The following is an 18831-nucleotide window of genomic DNA, read 5'->3' as shown; positions in this document are numbered from 1 at the left end:
CGCTCAGCGCAGCAGCGGCACGCCGGTCCTGGACTGGATCTCGTCGAACTCCACGCCCGGTGCCAGCTCCACCAGCTTCAGGCCGTCCTCGGTCACGTCCATCACGCCCAGGTCGGTGATGATGCGGTCCACCACGCCCACGCCGGTGAGCGGCAGCGTGCATTCGGGCAGGATCTTCAGGTCGGTCGTGCCGTCCTTCTTGCGCGCCACGTGCTCCATCAGCACGATCACGCGCGGCACGCCGGCGACCAGGTCCATGGCGCCGCCCATGCCCTTGACCATCTTGCCGGGGATCATCCAGTTGGCCAGGTCGCCCTTTTGGCTGACCTGCATGGCACCCAGGATGGACAGGTTGATCTTGCCGCCGCGGATCATGGCGAACGACTGGTCCGAGCCGAAGATGGCCGAGCCGGGGATGGTGGTGACGGTCTGCTTGCCGGCGTTGATCAGGTCGGCGTCCACGTTCTCTTCGGTCGGAAAGGCGCCGATGCCCAGCATGCCGTTTTCCGACTGCAGCCACACCTCCTTGTCGCCGGTGTGGTTGGCCACCAGCGTCGGGATGCCGATGCCGAGGTTCACGTAAAAGCCGTCCTCGAGCTCCTGCGCCGCGCGCGCGGCCATTTGATCTTGCGTCCAGGGCATGTCCAGTCTCCTTATTTGGCTTCGCTCAAGGTGCGCTTTTCGATGCGCTTCTCAGGATGAGGGTTGTGCACGATGCGGTGCACGTAGATGCCCGGCAGGTGCACGTCGTCGGGCGCGATCTGGCCGGTCTCGACGATTTCCTCGACCTCGACGATGCAGACCTTGCCAGCGGTGGCCGCAGCCGGGTTGAAGTTGCGTGCCGTCAGGCGAAACTGCAGGTTGCCGCTCTTGTCGGCGCGGTGCGCCTTGACCAGCGACACGTCGGGCACCAGCGAACGCTCCATCACGTAGGTCTGGCCGTCGAACTCGCGCGTTTCCTTGCCCTCGGCGACCAGGGTGCCCACGCCCGTCTTGGTGAAGAACGCCGGAATGCCGGCGCCGCCGGCGCGCAGCTTTTCGGCCAGCGTGCCCTGGGGGGTGAACTCCAGCTCCAGCTCGCCGGCCAGGAACTGGCGCTCGAACTCCTTGTTCTCGCCTACGTAGGAGCTGATCATCTTCTTGATCTGGCGCGTCTCCAGCAGCTTGCCCAGCCCGAAGCCGTCCACGCCGGCGTTGTTGGACACCACCGTGAGTTGCTTCGCGCCGCTGTCCTTGAGGGCCTCGATCAGCGCTTCGGGTATGCCGCACAGGCCGAAGCCGCCGACAGCCAGCATCTGGCCGTCCTGCACGACGCCCTTGAGTGCCTCGGCGGCCGAGGGGTAGAGCTTGTTCACTGAATGTCTCCTGATGAAAGCAACGGATGCGCTACGATACTACGTATGACCCTAAGTAGTAATCCTTAAGCACTTTCCATGGACATTGCCGACTACCGCCTGGCCTTCGAGATGGCGCCCGTGGGCCTGGTGATCTCGCGCAACCGCATCATGGTGGACTGCAACCGCCACGTGTGCGAGATGTTCGGCGCCTCGCGCGAGGTGCTGATCGGCCAGTCTTTCCGCGTGCTCTACCCTTCCGCCGACGAGTACGAGCGCCTGGGCCGGCGCATGGAGCCCATCCTGAATGCGCGCGGGCATTACGCCGACAACCGCCTGATGAAGCGCGCCAGCGGCGAGATCTTCTGGTGCCACGTCACGGGCCGCGCGCTCAACCGCGAGGAACCCCACGCCTCGGGCATCTGGGCCTTCGAGGACCTGAGCGCCGAGCGCCCGGTGCGCGCCGAGCTCACGGCGCGCGAGCGCGAAGTGGCCGCGCGGCTGCTGGACGGCATGACCAGCAAGGAGATCGGCCGGGCGCTGGAGATCAGCCACCGCACGGTGGAGATCTACCGGGCGCGGCTGATGCGCAAGTACGGCGCCTCCACCGCCGCCGACCTGGTGCAGAAACTGCTGGCCGGCTGAGCCGCGGCGCGCCCGCCGCGGCTGTTCTGGAGCGTCAGTCCGGCAGGTCCAGCGGGCTCGCGACCGTGCGGCCGTTGAGCGTCCACTGCCCGCCCTGCAGCGCCAGGTCGCTGGCGATCTGCTCGCCCTCGGTGCGCACGTAACCCACCGCCTGGGCCATGGCCAGCATGCCCTGCAGCTCGTCGTCGTCCATGGCGGGCTTGCCGCCGGCCTGCAGCAGCGGGCTCAACCAGGCTTTGGGCAGGCGCAGGCTGGCGTTCAGGGCACCGCCTTGCATCAGCGCGGGCAGCCAGCCGCCCTCGGCCATCTGGGCCGGCGTCGGGGCCTGCTTGATCTCGGCGCCGTAGGTCACGTGGCCGGTCTGGCCCTGGTAGGTGGCCTCCAGCTTCATCTGGTAGGACGGCAGGGCCGCCACCAGGCGGGGCGCGGCCTGCTGCAGCAGCTCCGTCTGCTGCTCCTGCAGGGCGTCTTCCATCTCGCCGACGTCGCTGGCGCGCAGGGCCGTGCGGTAGCTTTGCCCCATGTGGCGCAGCATGCCGCGCAGCGCCTCGATGTCCAGGCGCTGCACCTGTTCGTGCATGCTCAGGGCCTCGAACTGCAGCGGCCCGATGCTGCCGACCGCCTTGATGCGGTTGGAGTAGCCCACGGTGGCGTTGTCGCTCACCACCTCGGTCTGGGCATGCAGGTCCTTCAGGTCCAGCAACGGCTTGGCAGCGCCGCCCTTGATGGGCGCGCTGCTGGCCTGCAGCTGGGCCACGCGCAGCTGCAGCGTGCCCGGGCCCATGCCCCACAGGCCTTCGATCATGGTGCTGTCGAACGAGCCCTGCATGCCCGTGGCGGCCACGGTGAACAGGCGCGTGGGCCGGGGGGCAGCGTCCTCGCTGGCGGCGACGGCTGCGGCAGCGGCGTCGGCCGCTGTGGCAGCAGCGCTGGCGGCGCTAGCGGCGCTGTCTGCGTCCTGCGCGTCCTCGGCATCGGCCAGCGCGTCTTCGTCCTCGTCGCCGGAGCCGGCCGGGCCGACCAGCGTCCAGCCGGGCCACTGGAAGCTGCCGCTGATGCGCCGGCCGTCGCGCCCCAGGTGCATGTCATAGGCCAGGGCCTGCCAGCGCAGCGCCGTTTCCTCGTCCACGATCTCGCCGGCAGGCAACTGCAGGCGCAGGTCGCTGGCGCCGCTGTAGTGGCGCACGGCCGTCAGCTGCGGCCCCTGCACCTGGGCCAGAGCCTTCTGCGCCGACTCGCTCAGGCCTTGCAGGGAAAAGCGCGTCTGCACCACGGCCGCGGCCAGGCGCGCGCCGGCCAAGGGGCCATGGCGCACGTCGCTGTCCACCACCAGGCGCAGCGGCTGCGCGGGCGCGGCGGGCGCGGCCGGCGCAGCCGCTGGGCGCTCGCCGTCTTCCTCGTCGTCGTCTTCCTGCGGCTCATCTGCCAAGGCGGCGGGCGGCGTCCACTCCAGCACCAGATGCGCCTGGGCCGAGAAGAACCCCTTGCGGTATTCGTCGGTGATGATGGCCTGCGGCCCGATGGCCGTGCGCAGCTCGGCAATCGCCTGCTGGTAGGCGGTCTGCACCTGGCGGCCGCTGTACCAGGTGGCCGCGCCATAGGCGGCGCCTGCCACCACGGCGGCAGCCGCCAGGGCCACCAATGTTTTTTGTCGTTGCATGAGAAAAGGTCCCTCGAGTTGTAGAACGTGCGGGCCCGCCGTGTGTCCCCAGCCGGGCGAAGGCGCGAGGATAGCGGCTGCCTGCAAGGCAAGCGTCGCTCGGCCACAACGGTTGGCCCGGCTGCATCGATTTGAAACAAAAAGGCCCGCAATGCCCGTCCTGCAAGCGCTGGCCGCTCCTTTTAAAGTAGCACCTTGCAGGCATGTTCAGGCCTTGCCGCGCTGCTGCTGCGGCCTCGCCTGCACGGCCCGCACCCACTCTTACGCATGACCACGCCGCCCTGCCCTGTCCCTGCCCGCCGCGCGCATTGCCCGCGCTGCCTGCGCCCGGCCCGCACCTGCCTGTGCGCGGCTGTGTGCGTCGTCGACCACCAGGTGCAGGTACTGCTCCTGATGCACCCGCTGGAGGTGGGCCAGGCCAAGGGCACGGGGCAGCTGCTGCACCTGTGCCTGCCCGGCAGCCGGGTGCTGGTGGGCGAGGCGTTTGCACCCCAGGCGCTGCGGCAGGCGCTGGTGCAGCCCTGGGGCGACGCCCTGCCTCGCCAGCCGCTGCTGCTGTACCCGGCCAGCCCGCCCCATCCGCGGCAGCCCGGCGGCGTGCAGGCGCCGCCCGCCGCGCCCTTCCTGGCGACACCCGGCGGTGCCCCGCTGCGCCTGGTGGTGCTGGACGCCACCTGGCGCAAGAGCCGGCGCATGCTGTGGGCCAACCCGCTGCTGCAGGCGCTGCCGCGGCTGTCGCTGCACGCACCGCCCGCTTCGCGCTACGCCATCCGCCGCGCGCATGCGCCCGAGCAGCGCTCCACGCTGGAGGCCACCTGCCACGCACTGATGCAGCTGGAGCCCGCCAACGCCCAGCTGCCCGCGCTGGTGCAGGCGATGGACGCCTTCATGGCGCAGCAGGCGGAGCACTGGCCCGCAGCCCGCTCCGCTATCCTGGGACCTTCCCCTTCATGACAACGACACCGGAGACCTGCATGGCCGAGCGCTACCCCTTTCCCGACCTGAACACGCTGCCCGAAGACATTCAGGGGCGCATCCTGGCCGTGCAGGAAAAGGCCGGCTTCATCCCCAACGTGTTCCTCGCCTTCGCACGCCGACCGGCCGAATGGCGGGCGTTCTTCGACTACCACGACGCGCTGATGGAGCCCGAGAGCTGCGGGCGCGCCAGCAACCTGACCAAGGGCGAGCGCGAGATGATCGTCACCGCCACCAGCAGCGCCAACCACTGCCTGTACTGTGTGGTCGCGCACGGCGCCATCCTGCGCATCTACGAAAAGAAGCCCTTCGTGGCCGACCAGGTGGCGGTGAACCATGCCAAGGCCGACATCACCCCGCGCCAGCGCGCCATGCTGGACTTCGCCATGAAGGTCTGCCTGCGCTCGCACGAGATCGAAGACGCCGACTTTGCCGCCCTGCACGCACACGGCTTCGACGACGAGGACCTCTGGGACATCGCCGCCATCACGGCGTTCTTCGGCCTGTCCAACCGCATGGCCAGCTTTGCCGGCATGCAGCCCAATCCGGAGTTCTACCTGATGGGCCGCCTGCCGCGCGAGAAGAAGCCCACCACCTGGACACTATCAAATCAATAGCTGCTACCGCTTGACTGGCAAGGCTTTGAGGCTTTTTTCACCATAACTCAAGCACCCGGCCTGCGGCAGCCGGCCCAGGCATCGAGCGCCCTCTGGTAGCTGTGCGAGCGCACGTCCAGCGCGCCCAGCACGGTGTGGTAGAGGTTGTCGTGCGTCAGCGGCGCGGCCAGGCCGGCGCGCAGGCAGTCCGGCGACAGCGACTGCCGCGCCGCCAGCGGCGCGCCCAGCCAGGCCACCATGGGCACGTGTTTTTGCCCGTCCGGCGCCAAGCCGTAGGGCATGCCGTGCAGGAACAGGCCGTACTCGCCCAGCGACTCGCCGTGGTCGCTGATGTACAGCAGACCGCCGTCGTAGTCGCGCCCGCGCGCCTGCAGCCAGTCGATGGCATGGCCCAGGAAGGCGTCGGTGGCGGCGATGGTGTTGTCGTAGGCGTTGACCAGCTCGCCATGGGCGCAGTTGGCCAGCACCTCGGTGCGGCACTCGGGCGTGAAGCGCTTGGCCTCGGGGGCCGAGCGCTTGTAGTACGCCGGGCCGTGGCTGCCCATCTGGTGCAGCACCAGCAGCACGCCGCGCTCGCGCTGCTGCGCCGGCAGCTGCGCCAGCCGCTCGTTCAGGCCGGCCAGCAGGGCCTCGTCGCGGCACTCGCCGCTGGCGTCGCACAGCCAGCTGCGCTGCTGTGCATTCAGGCCGTCCACGGCCTGGGCGTGCGGCACGCGCTCGCACACGCCCTTGCAGCCGGACTGGTTGTCCACCCACAGCACGGCCATGCCAGCGGCCTGCACCACGTCCAGCAGGTTCTCGTACTCGCTCTTGCGCGCCTCGAAGGCCGCCTTGCCCAGGGGCGAGAACATGCACGGCAGCGACGCCAGCGTGCTGGTGCCGCACGAGCGCACGTTGCCCCAGGACAGCACGCCGCGGCGCGCCAGCTCGGGCGTGGTGTCGCGCCCGTAGCCGTTGATGCCGAAGTGGTCGGCGCGTGCCGTCTCGCCCACCACCAGCACCCACAGCGGTGGCCGCGCGCCCGCGGCGTGGCTGGGCCCCAGCGCCGCGCCGGCCCCCATGGGCACCAGCGCGCTGCTGCGCGCAAACGCCGGGCGCAGGGCGGCCACGGCCGTCGAGTACAGCGGCGCCAGGGGATTCATCAGGTAGCGCAGCTGGGGGTGGTTGCGCATCAGCGGCGCCAGGTCGCGCGAGCCCAGCGCCACGGTGGCGGTGGCCACGGCGGCGGCAAGGGCCAGCAGCGTCAGATTGCGCCCCACCTGGCGCAGCACCCCAGCGGCCGGGATGCGCACGCGCAGCAGCCACCAGGTGGGCAGCGCCAGCACCGCCAGCACGGCCGCCAGCAGGCGCGTGCCAAGCAGGTCGGCTGCCTCGCGCGCATCGGTTTGCAGCACGTTGGCGGCCATGCCGGGGTCCATGACCACGCTGTAGGTCAGCATGTAGTACTGCGCCAGCGCCGCCACGGCCGCCGCCAGCCACCACAGGGCGCGCATGCCCCGCGTCCAGGCCGTGAACGCCAGGATCGCCACCATGCCGCACACCAGCAGCACCGCCAGCGCCAGGGCCGAGCGCATGTACAGGCTGGGCGCGCCGCCGATGCGCATCAGCTGCAGCCACAGCGGCGCATTGGCCACCAGCATCAGATAGGCCGACAGGCGCAGCGCGATGTGCTGCGGCGACATGGGGCGGGCCATCCAGGCGTCAACGCGGTGCAGCCCGCCGCGCAGTGTGGCGGCGAGCCCGGCAACAGAGGGCGGCAGGGGAGCAAGCGAGAAATCCATGCCGCGCATGGTGGCCGGCCCGGCTGAAAGACTCCTGAAGCTGGCGTTCAGGCTTCGTTCAGCTGCCCCGGCGCCTGCCGGCGCAGGCCCAGGCCCTGCATCAGCCCTTCGGTGGCCAGCCCCACGCTCCAGCAGATCCAGGCCGTCCACAGCGTGTGGCTCATGTAGTGCGCGCCGCGCAGCTGCTGCGCCAGCCCCAGCACCAGCCCCGCAAGCAGCGCCGCTGCCAGCCAGGGCCCGCTGCACTGCGGCGCCCTGCGCCGCACGGCAAACCAGCCGGCCACAAAAGCAAACGCCGCCGACGCGTGACCGGCAGGAAAGCAGTGCCCGCCGCCCCCATCGCGCACGCCCCAGGACCAGTGCGAGACATAGGGTACGGCGCCACCGAACTCCGCCAGGTCCCAGGGGCAACTGGTGCTGCTGGCGCGCTTGAGCAACGTGACGGCCGCCATGGCCAGGGCGATGGACAGGGCCAACTGCCAACGCTCCTGCGCAGGCCAGCGGCGCAGCATGCCCCACGGGCGCACCGCCCCGACGAACAGCGCCAGCAGCAGCACGCTGCTGATCGCGCGCGGCACCTCGTGCAGGGCCAGCACGAACAGCGGCTGGCTGCGCCAGGCAAAGCCGCCGGCCGTGCCCGCCCAGCGCGCCAGCGGCACGTCCAGGCCCGAGGCATCCCAGGCCACAACGAGCAGCAGGGCAACAAGGGTGCAGACGCACAGGCGCCGCAGAGAGGGGACAGGCAAAGGCATGGCGCAGCGCGGACGGATGCGAGGACGAGAGCGCGCCAGTTTGCGCGGCGGTCATGAACGGGCTCTGAACAGCCCCTACACTTTCTGCCCTGTCATTGGAAGTGGGAGCATCCATGCGCGTGCTGCTGGTGGAAGACGACACGGCCCTGCGCGAAGCCGTCTGCGGCTACCTGCGCGCCAAGGCCTTCGTGGTGGATGCTGCGGCCAGCGTGGCGCAGGCCAGCGCCGCGCTGCACGCAGCCCATTACGCCGCCGTGCTGCTGGACCTGCACCTGCCCGACGGCGACGGCCTGGCGCTGCTGCGCGAGCTGCCGCGCCTGAAGGAGCGGCCTATCGTCATCGTGCTCACCGCCCGCGACCAGGTCAGCGACCGCATTCATGGCCTGGACGCCGGGGCCGACGACTACCTGGTCAAGCCCTACGACCCGGGCGAGCTGCTGGCGCGCCTGCGCGCCGTCGAGCGCCGCCGCGCCAGTGCCGGCCAGCCGGTGCTGGAGCTGGGCGAGCTGCACATCGACCTGTCGCGCGAACAGGTGCGCCGCGCCGGCGTGCCGGTGGTGCTGACGCAAAAGGAATGGGCGCTGCTGCGGGTGCTGGCCACACGCTCGCAGCGCGTGCACACCCGGGGCAGCCTGCAGGACGCGCTGTACGGCTGGGGCGACGAGTCCGACAGCAACACGCTGGAGGTGTTCATCAGCCGGCTGCGCAGAAAGCTCGGGCGCCAGCACATCGAGACCGTGCGCGGCCTGGGCTACCGGCTGGCCGCGCAGGCCCTGCCCGCCAGCGAACCATGAGCGCGCCCCGCGACACCCTGGCCGGACGGCTGACCCACACCCTCATCGTGTGGGTGGGCAGCGTGTGGCTGGCCTGCGTGCTGGGCGTGGTGTGGTACGTGGGCAGCGAGATCAACTACAACTTCGACGGCGAGCTGGAAGAGGTCTCGCACCGCATGTTCGACATGGCGCTGGAGCATGTGGACGACGCGCCGCCCGGTGGCGCCAGCAGCGAGCCCCTCATCATTCCCACGCCCAGCTCGTTCCCGGATGCGGCCGTGCCCTTTCAGCTGGCCACACCCGATTCGCGCGTGCTGGCGCGCTCGGCCGGGGCCGAGCCGGCGCAGTTCGACGTGCCGCTGGCGCCCGGCTTTGCCAACACGCCGGCCTGGCGCGTCTATACGCTGCGCCATCCCACGCGCGAGGTCTTCCTGCAGGTGGCCGACCCGCTGGAGGAGCGGCGCGAGGCCGTCAACCGCAGCCTGGTCGGGCTGACCGTGCCGCTGGTGGCGGTGCTGCCGCTGCTGGCCCTGCTGCTGCGCCGAATTGCGCGGCGCGAGCTGCGCTCGCTGGACCAGCTGGCCCACGAAATCAGCCTGCGCGACGGCCAGCAGCTGGGGCCCATCGCGCTGCCGGCCCTGCCCCATGAGCTCAGCAGCGTGGAAGACCACGTCAACCGGCTGCTGGAACGGCTGGCAGGCGCCCTGGACGTGGAGCGCGCCCTGGCCGCCAACGCCGCACACGAATTGCGCACGCCGCTGGCCGTGGCCCGGCTGCGGCTGCAAACCGCGCTGGAGCACGGCCTGGCGCGCAGCGACGTGCAGGCGGCGCTGCAGGCCCTGCAGACGCTGTCGCACCGCACGGAAAAGCTGCTGCAGCTGTCGCGCGCCGAATCCAGCGCGCCACTGGCGCGCGCCGGCGTGGACCTGGCCCGGCTGGCCACCACCGTGGCGCAGGAGTTCTGGCAAGACGAGCAGGCCGCCGACCGGCTGGACCTGGTCCTGCCGCCCGCAGGCGAAGCCGCCCTGGCGCTGGGCGACTTCGACGCCCTGGCCATCGCCCTGCGCAACATGGTGGAAAACGCCCTGCACTACGGCGCCGGCAGCGCCGTGGAGATTCGCGTCGGCCCGGGCGCGCAACTGGCAGTGCGCGACCACGGCCCCGGCGTGCCGCCGCAGCAGCTGGCCACGCTGCAGCAGCGCCACGTGCGCCACAACGACAGCCGCACCGGCTACGGGCTGGGCCTGTCCATCGTCGCCACCATCGCGCACAAGCATGGCGCCGAACTCACGCTGGCCTCGCCTCCGGCCGATGGCGGCACCGGGCTGCAGGTGCGCCTGCTCCTGCAGCCGGCCGCCTGAGCCGGTTCAGCCAGCGACGATATCGCGCATCCACTGCGGCAGGGTCGCCGCCTTCTGCCTGGGAAAGTCCACCCAGATGACGGTGGCCCCGCCCTCGGCGAAGACCACGCCGGGCTGGTCCTCGCGCTCGATCGTGGTCCAGGTCTCGAAAGTGGTACGCCCGGGGTCGCTCACGTAGAGCGTGAGCAGCAGCCGCGCCGGGTATTCGATCTGGCGCAGGAAGCTGCAAAAGGCGTTGGCGATCACCGGCCCCTCGCCCTGGGGCTGCGGCACGGCGCCCACGGCCGTCATCCAGGCGATGCGCACGCTCTCCATGTAGCGAAAGTACACCGCATTGTTCACGTGACCCATGGCGTCCATGTCGCCCCAGCGCACGTCCATGGGCATCTGGTGCACCTGTTTCTTCAGTTCCGGCAGAGAAATTTTCATGGGCTGCATTCTCTCCCTCGCCGCAGCGGCGCGCGTCGCCTGGGCGGCACAAAAATGAACGACCGTGCGTTTTTGGGTCGCCCGGGTGCATACAATCGTCCGCCAATGGCGGCTCTGCCGCGTTCGCCACCCTTTTCCCTCCATTTCCACGCAGACGAGACACCGATGACGAACGAAGAAATCCTCCAGCAGTACGGCCCGCGCGAAGCCATGGAATACGACGTGGTGATCGTCGGCGGCGGCCCGGGCGGCCTGGCCACCGCCATTCGCCTCAAGCAGATGGCGGCCACCAATGGCAAGGACATCTCGGTGGTGGTGCTGGAAAAGGGCTCCGAGCCCGGCGCGCACATTCTGTCGGGCGCCATCATGGATCCGCGCGCGCTGACCGAACTCATTCCCGACTGGAAGGCCAAGGGCGCGCCCCTGAATCAGCCTGTCTCCGACGACGCCATGGTGTTCCTGGGAGAGAAGTCGTCGCTGCGCACCCCCAACTTCCTGCTGCCCGAGTGCTTTCAGAACCACGGCAACTACGTAGTCGCCCTGGGCAACGTGGTGCGCTGGATGGCCGAGCAGGCCGAGGGCCTGGGCGTGGAGATCTTCCCCGGCTTCGCCGCTGCCGAGGTGCTGTACCACGACGACGGCTCGGTCAAGGGCGTGGCCACGGGCAACATGGGCGTTGACAAGGACGGCGAGCCCACGGGCGACTTCCAGCTGGGCATGGAGCTGCATGGCAAATACACCATCTTTGCCGAAGGCGCACGCGGCCATCTGGGCAAGCAGCTGATCGCCCGCTACAAGCTGGACGACGGCCGCGACCCGCAGGCCTACGGCATCGGCGTCAAGGAGCTGTGGGAGATCGACCCCCAGCGCCACCAGCCCGGCTTCGTGCTGCACACCGCCGGCTGGCCGCTGGCCAATGACACCTATGGCGGCGGCTTCCTCTACCACCTGGAGGACAACAAGGTCACCCTCGGCTTCATCACCGGGCTGGACTACGCCAACCCCTATCTGAGCCCGTTCGAGGAGATGCAGCGCTGGAAGACGCACCCCAACGTACGCTGGTACCTGGAGGGCGATGAGGCCAAGGGCATCAAGCCGGCCAAGCGCCTGGGCTACGGCGCGCGGGCGATCACCGCCGGCGGCCTGATGAGCCTGCCCAAGTTCGTCTTCCCCGGCGGGGCACTGGTGGGCTGCGACGCGGGCTTTTTGAACGCCAGCCGCATCAAGGGCAGCCACGCTGCCATCAAGACCGGCATGCTGGCGGCCGAGGCCGCCTACGACGCCGTGGTGGCCGGCCGCCAGGGCGATGAGCTCACCGCCTATCCGAAGGCCTTCGAGGCCAGCTGGCTGTACGAAGAGCTGAACAAGGCGCGCAACTTCAAGGCCTGGTTCAAGAAGGGCCTGACCACGGCCACGCTGATGAATGGCATCGAGCAATTCGTGCTGCGCGGCCACATCCCCTGGACGCTGCACCGCGACACGCCCGACCATGCGACGCTCAAGCCCGCGGCCGAGTGCAAGCCCATCGTCTATCCCAAGCCCGACGGCAAGCTGACCTTCGACCGCCTGTCCAGCGTGTTCGTGAGCAACACCAACCACGCCGAGAACCAGCCGGCGCATCTGAAGCTCAAGGACCCCAAGGTACCCACCGAGATCAACCTGCCGATCTACGCCGGCCCCGAGAGCCGCTACTGCCCGGCCGGGGTCTATGAGTTCGTGCCCGACGAAGCCAAGGGCGGCAATGCCCAGCGGCTGCAGATCAACGCGCAGAACTGCGTGCACTGCAAGACCTGCGACATCAAGGACCCGACACAGAACATCGTCTGGGTCACACCCGAAGGCGGTGGCGGCCCGAACTATTCGGGCATGTAAATACGGGGGCGGGCGCCCCCCGTTTCCCGCCCGGCGGGGCGTTCGAGCCCCGCCGGGTGCGCTGCAACCGATAGACTCACGCCCCGGAGCCGCAGCACGCCGCAACGTGCCTCAAGCCGGCCCCGCATTCATAAAACTGGAGATGACACCGAAATGAAGAGCTTGACCTGGGCGCCCCTGAGCGCATTGGCCCTGGCCGCCGCCGCCCTCGCCCCCGCCGCCCACGCCGCCGACATGAAGTCCGTGGCCGTGACCGCCATCGTCGAGCACCCCGCCCTGGACGCGGTACGCGACGGCGTGAAGGATGGCTTGAAAGCCGCCGGTTTCGAAGAGGGCAAGAACCTCAAGTGGCAATACCAGAGCGCCCAGGGCAATACCGGCACGGCCGCGCAGATCGCCCGCAAGTTCGTGGGCGACAAGCCCGACGCCATTGTCGCCATCGCCACGCCCTCGGCCCAGGCCGTCATCGCCTCCACCAAGAACGTGCCGGTGGTGTTCTCCGCCGTGACCGACCCGGTGGCCGCCAAGCTGGTCAAGAGCTGGGAGCCATCCAAGAACAACGTGACCGGCGTGTCCGACCTGCTGGCGCTGGACAAGCAGATCGACCTCATCAAGCAGGTCGTGCCCAATGCCAAGCGCGTGGGCATGGTCTACAACCCGGGCGAAGCCAACTCGGTCGTGGTGGTCAAGGAGATGAAGGACCTGCTGGCCAAGCAGGGCATGCAGCTCGTGGAAGCTTCGGCCCCGCGCTCGGTGGACGTGGGCAGCGCCGCGCGCTCGCTGATTGGCAAGGTGGATGTGATCTACACCAACACCGACAACAACGTCGTCTCGTCGTATGAGTCGCTGGTCAAGGTGGGCCAGGAGGCCAAGCTGCCGCTGATCGCCTCCGACACCGACAGCGTCAAGCGCGGCGCCATTGCCGCCCTGGGCATCAACTACCGCGATCTGGGCGAGCAGACGGGCCGCATGGTGGCACGCATCCTGAAGGGCGAGAACCCCGGCGACATCAAGCCCGAGACGACCACCAAGATGGAGCTGTTCGTGAACCCCGGCGCCGCCGAGAAGCAGGGTGTGAAGCTGCCTGAAGCGCTGGTGAAATCCGCCGCGCAGGTCGTGCAGTAAAGGCCCCTGGTCCCACGGACCGGCACAGCCTCGAACACCCCCGCAGGAGCCTTTGGCTCCTGCTTTTTTATTTTTAGCTCCCGCCCTTCCATGTCCCTGTTTTCCCTGCTGGGCGCCATCGAGATCGGGCTGATCTTCAGCCTGGTCGCCCTCGGCGTGTTCATCTCCTTTCGCCTGCTGCGCTTTCCCGACCTCACCGTGGACGGCAGCTTTCCGCTGGGCGGCGCGGTCTGCGCCATCCTGATTTCCACCGGCACCCATCCCTTCCTCGCCACGCTGGCCGCCACGGCCGCCGGGGCGGCGGCGGGCCTCGTCACCGGCTGGCTGAACGTGCGCCTGAAGATCATGGACCTGCTGGCCTCCATCCTGATGATGATCGCGCTGTACTCGGTCAATTTGCGCATCATGGGCGGGCCCAACGTGCCGCTGATCAACGACGCCACGGTGTTCACGCTGCTGCAGCCCCAGGGGCTGGAGGACTACTGGTGGCGCCCGCTGCTGCTGGTGGTGATCGTCATCGCTGCCAAGCTGGCCATGGACTGGTTCTTCGCCACCGAGCGCGGCCTGTCGATCCGCGCCACCGGCTCCAACGCCCGCATGGCGCGCGCGCAGGGCATCAACACCGGCGCCATGGTGCTGCTGGGCATGGCGGTATCGAACGCGCTGGTCGGCTTGGCCGGCGCCCTCTTCGCACAGACGCAGGGCGGCTCGGACATCTCCATGGGCATCGGCACCATCGTCATCGGCCTGGCCGCGGTGATCGTGGGCGAAAGCATCCTGCCGTCGCGGCGCATCGTCCTCGCCACGCTGGCCGTCATCATCGGCGCCATCGTCTATCGCTTCTTCATCGCCGCCGCGCTCAACAGCGACTTCATCGGCCTCAAAGCGCAGGACCTGAACCTGGTGACCGCCGTGCTGGTGACCGTGGCCCTGATCATTCCGCAGCTCAAGCGCCGCCTCAAGAGCCGGCGCCTGCCCGACGCGCCCAAGAGCCTGTGAATCGAAAGGAACAGACCATGTTGAGCGCACAAGACCTGCACATCACCTTCAACCACGGCACGCCCATCGAAACGCGGGCACTGCGCGGCATGTCGCTGGACATCCCGGCCGGACAGTTCGTCACCGTCATCGGCTCCAACGGCGCCGGCAAGTCCACTTTCCTGAACGCCATCTCGGGCGATCTGGGCGTGGACTCGGGGCGCATCGCCATCGACGGCCTGGATGTGACGCGCCAGCCGGTGTGGTCGCGCGCCCAGCGCGTCGCCCGTGTCTTCCAGGACCCGATGGCCGGCACCTGCGAAGACCTGACCATAGAGGAGAACATGGCCCTGGCCCAGCAGCGCGGCACGCGCCGCGGGCTGCGCGGCGCCGTCAAGGCTGCCGAGCGCGCCATGTACCGCGAGCGCCTGTCCACGCTGGGCCTGGGACTGGAAAACCGCCTCACCGACCGCATCGGCCTGCTGTCGGGCGGCCAGCGCCAGGCCGTGAGCCTCTTGATGGCGGCGCTGCAGCCGTCCCGCATCCTGCTGCTGGACGAGCACACCGCGGCGCTGGACCCGCGCACCGCCGACTTCGTGCTGCAGCTCACCGACCGCATCGTGGCCGAGAACAAGCTGACCACCATGATGGTCACGCACAGCATGCGCCAGGCCCTGGACGTGGGCCAGCGCACCGTCATGCTGCACCAGGGCCAGGTGGTGCTGGACGTCTCGGGCGAAGAGCGCGCGCGCATGGACGTGCCCGACCTGCTGCAGATGTTCGAGCGCGTGCGCGGCGAGAAGCTGTCGGACGACGCACTGCTGCTGGGCTGACCATTCACTATCGTTTCAATAGCTTCCAGCGCTTGACTGGCGGGCGCTACAGGCCGATTTGAACCTCAGACACCGAGGGGCAGATCGGCCTTTTTCAATGTCCGCAAAACGAAGCTCGAGCGGCTGTGACGTATGCCCTTGATCTTGTAGAGCTTCTCGCGCAGCAGTCGCTCGTAGTCGCGCGTGTCTTTCACCACGACGCGCAACAGGTAGTCGTAGTCGCCCGAGACCAGGTGGGCCTCCACCACCTCGGGGATGCTGGCCAGCACCTCGCCAAATTTTTCCAGCGTGTTGTCCGAATGGCTGTCCAGCGTGACCATGACCAGCACGGTGTCACCCAGGCCCAGGGCCAGCGGGTCCAGGCGCACGGTGTAGCCCTGAATGACGCCGGCGTCCTCCATCTTCTTGATGCGGCCCCAGCAGGGCGAGGGCGACAGCCCCACGGCGGCGCCGATCTCCTGCAGGCTGGCACGCGCGTCGCGCTGCAGGACGGAGAGGATTTTTCTGTCTAGGCGATCCATTCAGATAATTATTCACGAAACGGCGAATGGGCAGAAAATTCTTCTGCTGAGACGCCAAAACGATGGAATTTCAGCAAATCCATCTGCCGACCCCCACGCATACTTCTGACCCATCAAGGCGCTCTTACCGGGGCGCACGACATTGACCACAGCCCCGCCCGGTTACCGCCGGGCGGGGGCTTGGCAAAGGACCTGCCGACGGCTGTCACCCTGGCGTCACACACGCAGGCGCAAACCGGCACAAACCCCGATGGCCTTCGAATGCTGCACCGCCATAATTTTTTGGTTCACTCGTACAGCATTCAGGAGACATCACCCATGCGACCCACCCGACTGGCCCTGGGCCTGGCCCTTGCGCTCGGCATGGCCGGCAGCGCCCTGGCGCAGACCACCATGCGCATCAGCATCTCCACGGCGCAGAACTCGCACCAGGGGGTGGCCATCGACACTTTCGCCAAGGAAGTGGAAAAGCGCACGGACGGGCGCTACAAGGTGCAGACCTTCTACAACGGCGCCCTGGGCGGCGAGCGCGAATCCATCGAGGCGGTGCAGCTGGGCACGCAGGAGCTGGCGTTCAGCTCCACCGGCCCGGTGCCCAACTTCGTGCCCGAGACCAAGATCCTGGACGTGCCCTTCCTGTTTCGCGACAAGGCGCACGCCCGCGCGGTGCTGGACGGCCCCATCGGCCAGGACCTGCTCGCCAAGTTCGATGCCAAGGGCTTCAAGGCGCTGGCCTGGGCGGAAAACGGCTTTCGCCACATGACCAACAGCAAGCGCGACGTGCGGGCGCCCGAGGACCTGAAGGGCCTGAAGCTGCGCACCATGGAGAACCCGGTGCACATCGCCGCGTACAAGGGCTTTGGCATCATCACCACGCCCATGGCCTTCCCCGAGGTCTTCACCGCGCTGCAGCAGGGCACCGTGGACGGCCAGGAAAACCCCCTGCCCGTCATCATCTCGGCCAAGTTCGACCAGGTGCAAAAGCACCTGTCGCTCACCGGCCACGTCTATTCGCCGTGCATCTTCGTGATGAACAAGGCAACGTTTGACAAGCTCTCGGCGCAGGACAAGCAGGCCTTCATCGACGCCGCCAAGGAAGGCACCCGCGCCAACCGCGCGCGCGTGGACGAGGACGATGCCAAGGGCGTGGCCGACCTGCGCGCCAAGGGCATGACCGTCATCGACGACCTGGACAAGTCCAAGTTCGTCGCCGCGCTGGCCCCGGTGAACGCGCAGTTCGAAAAAGACTTCGGCAAGGCCAACCTGGACAAGATCCGCAACTACAAGTGAGCGCGCTAGCGCTATGCTTTTCATAGCTACCAGCGCCCGTGGATCATGCGCCACGGGCGTTTTTCGTTGCAAGACAAGAAAGCCTCTTTGCCATGCGCATGAAACCCCTATTCCTGCACCTGGAGCGCTGGAGCACCGGCGCTTCCATGGCGCTGGCCTGCGCCATGCTGGGCGTGGCCGCCAGCCTGGGCATGTTCCAGATATTGATGCGCTTCGTGTTTGAGGAGCCGGCCGAGTGGACGGAGGTGCTGATCCGCTTCAGCCTGATCTGGATGGTGTTCCTGGCCATCCCCATGGCGTTTCGCCAGGGCGCCATGGTCAGCGTGGACGTGCTGTACCGCTGGAGCCCGCCGCCGCTGCGCCGCGTGCTGGACTGGGTGGTGTGCGTGGCCGCGCTTATCCTGTGCGCCGTGCTGATCTGGTGGGGCTTTGACTACGCGCGCCGCGGCGGCGTGCAGACCATGGCCGGGCTGGAGTCGCTGTCCATGTTCTGGGCCTACCTGGCCCTGCCAGTGGGAGGCCTTTTGAGCATCCCCGGCATCGTCGGCAACCTGCTGGACCCGCGCCGCCAGGAACTGGAGACCGCGCAATGAGCATTGTCATGATCTCCACCATGGCGCTGTGCTTCGCTTTAAGCATCTCGGTGGCCGTGTCCATCGGCCTGGCGTCCATCCTGGGCATCCAGGTGGCCAACGCCAGCATGCTGATCGCCGTGAAGGAAATGTTCGGCGCGATCAACAAGTTCCCCCTGGCCGCCATTCCGTTTTTCATCCTGGCCGGCAACCTGATGGAGACCGGCGGCATCTCGCGCCGCCTGGTCGAATTTGCCAAGAGCCTGGTCGGCGGCGTGCAGGGCGGCCTGCCAATGACGTGCGTGCTGACCTGCATGATCTTCGCCGCCGTGTCGGGCTCGTCGGTGGCGACGACCTTTGCCATCGGCGCCATCCTGATCCCGGCCCTCATCAAGCACGGCTACCCGACCAGCTACGCCGCCGCACTGCAGGCCACCAGCGCCGAGCTGGGCGTGATCATCCCGCCGTCGATTCCCATGATCCTGTACGGCGTCAGCGCCGAGGTCTCGATCGGCGAGCTGTTCATCGCCGGCTTCGGGCCGGGCCTCTTGATCAGCGGCGCGCTGATGCTGTTCGTCTGGGTGTATTGCAAATACAAGGGCTGGGGCAAGCACGACGGCGACGGCCGCATGCCGTTTGGCCGCGCGCTGCTGCAGGCGGGCTGGGCGCTGCTGATGCCCGTGATCATTCTGGGCGGCATCTACGGCGGCGTCTTCACGCCGACCGAAGCCTCGGCCGTGGCGGTGTTCTATGCGCTGGTGGTGGGCATGCTGATCTACCGCGAGATCAAGCCGCGCGACCTGGCCGCGGTGCTGAAGAAGTCCGCCATGTCTTCGGCGGTGATCATGTTCATCATCGCCAACGCCGGGCTGTTCGCCTTTCTGATCACCCGTGCCGGCGTGCCTGACGCCATCGGGCGCTGGCTGCAGGAGGTGCTGCAGACGCCGGCGCTGTTCCTGCTGGGCGTGAACGTGGCGCTGTTTCTGATCGGCATGTTCATCGAGACCAGCGCCGCCATCATCGTGCTGGGGCCCATACTGGCGCCAGTGGCGCAGCACTTCGGCGTGGACCCGGTGCACTTCGGGCTCATCATGGTGGTGAACCTGGCCCTGGGCATGATCACCCCGCCCTTCGGCGTGAACCTGTTCGCTGCCTGCACGGTGGCGCGCATCTCGCTGGATCGGATCGTCGGGCACCTGCTGCCCTTCGTGGGGGTGATCCTGGTGTGCCTGCTGGTCATCACCTACGTGCCGCAGCTGTCGCTGTTCTTGCGCGACCTGGTGTACGCCAGGTAGCCCTGGGTGGGCAGTGCC

General features: G+C 68.4%; 19 protein-coding genes. 12 read left to right on the top strand and 7 right to left on the bottom strand.

Going from position 1 to position 18831, the window contains the following annotated elements; genetic code table 11:
• Nucleotides 1-3 precede the first annotated feature (3 nt).
• Together C7H73_RS08205 and C7H73_RS08200 are read right to left on the bottom strand one after the other, a co-directional pair.
• A complete protein-coding gene (locus tag C7H73_RS08205; protein WP_106846189.1) occupies nucleotides 4-642 on the bottom strand; it encodes a 3-oxoacid CoA-transferase subunit B in 639 nt (212 codons plus the stop codon).
• Between the two features lie 11 nt (nucleotides 643-653).
• Nucleotides 654-1355: a CoA transferase subunit A gene (locus tag C7H73_RS08200; RefSeq protein ID WP_106846188.1), complete on the bottom strand. Its 702-nt coding sequence runs from the start codon at nucleotides 1353-1355 to the stop codon at nucleotides 654-656.
• 78 nt (nucleotides 1356-1433) lie between these two features.
• Here C7H73_RS08200 and C7H73_RS08195 point away from each other — a divergent pair, with 78 nt between their 5' ends.
• On the top strand, nucleotides 1434-1979 hold the full coding sequence (locus tag C7H73_RS08195; protein ID WP_106846187.1) for a PAS and helix-turn-helix domain-containing protein: 546 nt from the start codon (nucleotides 1434-1436) through the stop codon (nucleotides 1977-1979).
• Between the two features lie 34 nt (nucleotides 1980-2013).
• On the opposite strand, the gene C7H73_RS08190 is transcribed toward C7H73_RS08195, so the two are convergent.
• On the bottom strand, nucleotides 2014-3639 hold the full coding sequence (locus C7H73_RS08190; protein WP_106846186.1) for a YdgA family protein: 1626 nt from the start codon (nucleotides 3637-3639) through the stop codon (nucleotides 2014-2016).
• A 267-nt stretch (nucleotides 3640-3906) separates the two neighbouring features.
• Here C7H73_RS08190 and C7H73_RS08185 point away from each other — a divergent pair, with 267 nt between their 5' ends.
• Nucleotides 3907-4593, top strand: a complete 687-nt coding sequence (locus C7H73_RS08185) for a tRNA-uridine aminocarboxypropyltransferase (protein WP_106846185.1) — start codon at nucleotides 3907-3909, stop codon at nucleotides 4591-4593.
• A gap of 20 nt (nucleotides 4594-4613) precedes the next feature.
• Nucleotides 4614-5231: a peroxidase-related enzyme gene (locus tag C7H73_RS08180; RefSeq protein WP_106846184.1), complete on the top strand. Its 618-nt coding sequence runs from the start codon at nucleotides 4614-4616 to the stop codon at nucleotides 5229-5231.
• A gap of 47 nt (nucleotides 5232-5278) precedes the next feature.
• Here the strand turns inward: C7H73_RS08180 and C7H73_RS08175 are convergent, their stop codons facing one another.
• Both C7H73_RS08175 and C7H73_RS08170 read right to left on the bottom strand, forming a co-directional pair.
• Nucleotides 5279-7012 (bottom strand): phosphoethanolamine transferase, encoded by a 1734-nt coding sequence (locus C7H73_RS08175; protein ID WP_227001308.1) that lies wholly within the window; start codon nucleotides 7010-7012, stop codon nucleotides 5279-5281.
• 47 nt (nucleotides 7013-7059) lie between these two features.
• Nucleotides 7060-7764: a phosphatase PAP2 family protein gene (locus C7H73_RS08170; protein ID WP_106846183.1), complete on the bottom strand. Its 705-nt coding sequence runs from the start codon at nucleotides 7762-7764 to the stop codon at nucleotides 7060-7062.
• 113 nt (nucleotides 7765-7877) lie between these two features.
• Between C7H73_RS08170 and C7H73_RS08165 the strand changes: the two genes are divergently transcribed.
• Complete coding sequence (locus tag C7H73_RS08165; protein ID WP_106846182.1) at nucleotides 7878-8558, top strand: response regulator; 681 nt, start codon at nucleotides 7878-7880, stop codon at nucleotides 8556-8558.
• Complete coding sequence (locus tag C7H73_RS08160) at nucleotides 8555-9898, top strand: sensor histidine kinase (RefSeq protein WP_106846181.1); 1344 nt, start codon at nucleotides 8555-8557, stop codon at nucleotides 9896-9898. Before C7H73_RS08165 ends, C7H73_RS08160 begins: the two co-directional genes overlap by 4 nt.
• A 6-nt stretch (nucleotides 9899-9904) precedes the next feature.
• Here the strand turns inward: C7H73_RS08160 and C7H73_RS08155 are convergent, their stop codons facing one another.
• Nucleotides 9905-10327 carry an acyl-CoA thioesterase gene (locus C7H73_RS08155; protein ID WP_106846180.1) on the bottom strand — a complete coding sequence of 141 codons (423 nt, stop codon included), beginning with the start codon at nucleotides 10325-10327 and terminating at the stop codon, nucleotides 9905-9907.
• A 165-nt stretch (nucleotides 10328-10492) separates the two neighbouring features.
• On the opposite strand from C7H73_RS08155, the gene C7H73_RS08150 reads away from it, so the two are divergent.
• From C7H73_RS08150 to C7H73_RS08135, 4 genes are all read left to right on the top strand, one after another.
• Nucleotides 10493-12199 (top strand): electron transfer flavoprotein-ubiquinone oxidoreductase, encoded by a 1707-nt coding sequence (locus C7H73_RS08150; RefSeq protein ID WP_106846179.1) that lies wholly within the window; start codon nucleotides 10493-10495, stop codon nucleotides 12197-12199.
• Nucleotides 12200-12352: 153 nt separating this feature from the next.
• Nucleotides 12353-13324 carry an ABC transporter substrate-binding protein gene (locus tag C7H73_RS08145; protein WP_106846178.1) on the top strand — a complete coding sequence of 324 codons (972 nt, stop codon included), beginning with the start codon at nucleotides 12353-12355 and terminating at the stop codon, nucleotides 13322-13324.
• 90 nt (nucleotides 13325-13414) lie between these two features.
• Complete coding sequence (locus C7H73_RS08140; protein ID WP_106846177.1) at nucleotides 13415-14323, top strand: ABC transporter permease; 909 nt, start codon at nucleotides 13415-13417, stop codon at nucleotides 14321-14323.
• A 17-nt stretch (nucleotides 14324-14340) separates the two neighbouring features.
• Nucleotides 14341-15135 carry an ABC transporter ATP-binding protein gene (locus C7H73_RS08135; RefSeq protein ID WP_106846176.1) on the top strand — a complete coding sequence of 265 codons (795 nt, stop codon included), beginning with the start codon at nucleotides 14341-14343 and terminating at the stop codon, nucleotides 15133-15135.
• Nucleotides 15136-15200: 65 nt separating this feature from the next.
• Here the strand turns inward: C7H73_RS08135 and C7H73_RS08130 are convergent, their stop codons facing one another.
• Nucleotides 15201-15656 carry an Lrp/AsnC family transcriptional regulator gene (locus C7H73_RS08130; protein WP_106846175.1) on the bottom strand — a complete coding sequence of 152 codons (456 nt, stop codon included), beginning with the start codon at nucleotides 15654-15656 and terminating at the stop codon, nucleotides 15201-15203.
• Nucleotides 15657-15974: 318 nt separating this feature from the next.
• On the opposite strand from C7H73_RS08130, the gene C7H73_RS08125 reads away from it, so the two are divergent.
• The 3 genes from C7H73_RS08125 to C7H73_RS08115 all read left to right on the top strand — a co-directional run bounded on the left by C7H73_RS08125 (nucleotide 15975) and on the right by C7H73_RS08115 (nucleotide 18813).
• Entirely contained in the window at nucleotides 15975-16946 is a 972-nt protein-coding gene (locus C7H73_RS08125; RefSeq protein ID WP_106846174.1) for a TRAP transporter substrate-binding protein, read from the top strand.
• Nucleotides 16947-17044: 98 nt separating this feature from the next.
• Nucleotides 17045-17539, top strand: coding sequence for a TRAP transporter small permease (locus C7H73_RS08120; protein ID WP_106847593.1), 495 nt, complete (start codon nucleotides 17045-17047; stop codon nucleotides 17537-17539).
• Entirely contained in the window at nucleotides 17536-18813 is a 1278-nt protein-coding gene (locus tag C7H73_RS08115) for a TRAP transporter large permease (protein ID WP_106846173.1), read from the top strand. The genes C7H73_RS08120 and C7H73_RS08115 overlap by 4 nt, the downstream gene beginning before the upstream one ends.
• Nucleotides 18814-18831 lie beyond the last annotated feature (18 nt).

This window comes from Pulveribacter suum, from assembly GCF_003013695.1.
In the GTDB taxonomy this organism is placed as follows: Bacteria; Pseudomonadota; Gammaproteobacteria; order Burkholderiales; family Burkholderiaceae_C; genus Melaminivora; species Melaminivora suum.
The sequence above is the reverse complement of the archived record's forward strand: the minus strand, read 5'-3'. Positions and strand labels throughout refer to the sequence as shown.

Excerpts from the sequence above, each read along its gene's own strand:
- C7H73_RS08175 (WP_227001308.1), bottom strand. The coding sequence starts at position 7,012 with ATGGATTTCTCGCTTGCTCCCCTGCCGCCCTCTGTTGCCGGGCTCGCC.
- C7H73_RS08130 (WP_106846175.1), bottom strand. The coding sequence starts at position 15,656 with ATGGATCGCCTAGACAGAAAAATCCTCTCCGTCCTGCAGCGCGACGCG.
- C7H73_RS08135 (WP_106846176.1), top strand. The coding sequence starts at position 14,341 with ATGTTGAGCGCACAAGACCTGCACATCACCTTCAACCACGGCACGCCC.
- C7H73_RS08165 (WP_106846182.1), top strand. The coding sequence starts at position 7,878 with ATGCGCGTGCTGCTGGTGGAAGACGACACGGCCCTGCGCGAAGCCGTC.
- C7H73_RS08205 (WP_106846189.1), bottom strand. The coding sequence starts at position 642 with ATGCCCTGGACGCAAGATCAAATGGCCGCGCGCGCGGCGCAGGAGCTC.
- C7H73_RS08185 (WP_106846185.1), top strand. The coding sequence starts at position 3,907 with ATGACCACGCCGCCCTGCCCTGTCCCTGCCCGCCGCGCGCATTGCCCG.
- C7H73_RS08170 (WP_106846183.1), bottom strand. The coding sequence starts at position 7,764 with ATGCCTTTGCCTGTCCCCTCTCTGCGGCGCCTGTGCGTCTGCACCCTT.
- C7H73_RS08120 (WP_106847593.1), top strand. The coding sequence starts at position 17,045 with ATGAAACCCCTATTCCTGCACCTGGAGCGCTGGAGCACCGGCGCTTCC.
- C7H73_RS08155 (WP_106846180.1), bottom strand. The coding sequence starts at position 10,327 with ATGAAAATTTCTCTGCCGGAACTGAAGAAACAGGTGCACCAGATGCCC.
- C7H73_RS08150 (WP_106846179.1), top strand. The coding sequence starts at position 10,493 with ATGACGAACGAAGAAATCCTCCAGCAGTACGGCCCGCGCGAAGCCATG.
- C7H73_RS08195 (WP_106846187.1), top strand. The coding sequence starts at position 1,434 with ATGGACATTGCCGACTACCGCCTGGCCTTCGAGATGGCGCCCGTGGGC.
- C7H73_RS08140 (WP_106846177.1), top strand. The coding sequence starts at position 13,415 with ATGTCCCTGTTTTCCCTGCTGGGCGCCATCGAGATCGGGCTGATCTTC.
- C7H73_RS08160 (WP_106846181.1), top strand. The coding sequence starts at position 8,555 with ATGAGCGCGCCCCGCGACACCCTGGCCGGACGGCTGACCCACACCCTC.
- C7H73_RS08145 (WP_106846178.1), top strand. The coding sequence starts at position 12,353 with ATGAAGAGCTTGACCTGGGCGCCCCTGAGCGCATTGGCCCTGGCCGCC.
- C7H73_RS08180 (WP_106846184.1), top strand. The coding sequence starts at position 4,614 with ATGGCCGAGCGCTACCCCTTTCCCGACCTGAACACGCTGCCCGAAGAC.
- C7H73_RS08190 (WP_106846186.1), bottom strand. The coding sequence starts at position 3,639 with ATGCAACGACAAAAAACATTGGTGGCCCTGGCGGCTGCCGCCGTGGTG.
- C7H73_RS08125 (WP_106846174.1), top strand. The coding sequence starts at position 15,975 with ATGCGACCCACCCGACTGGCCCTGGGCCTGGCCCTTGCGCTCGGCATG.
- C7H73_RS08115 (WP_106846173.1), top strand. The coding sequence starts at position 17,536 with ATGAGCATTGTCATGATCTCCACCATGGCGCTGTGCTTCGCTTTAAGC.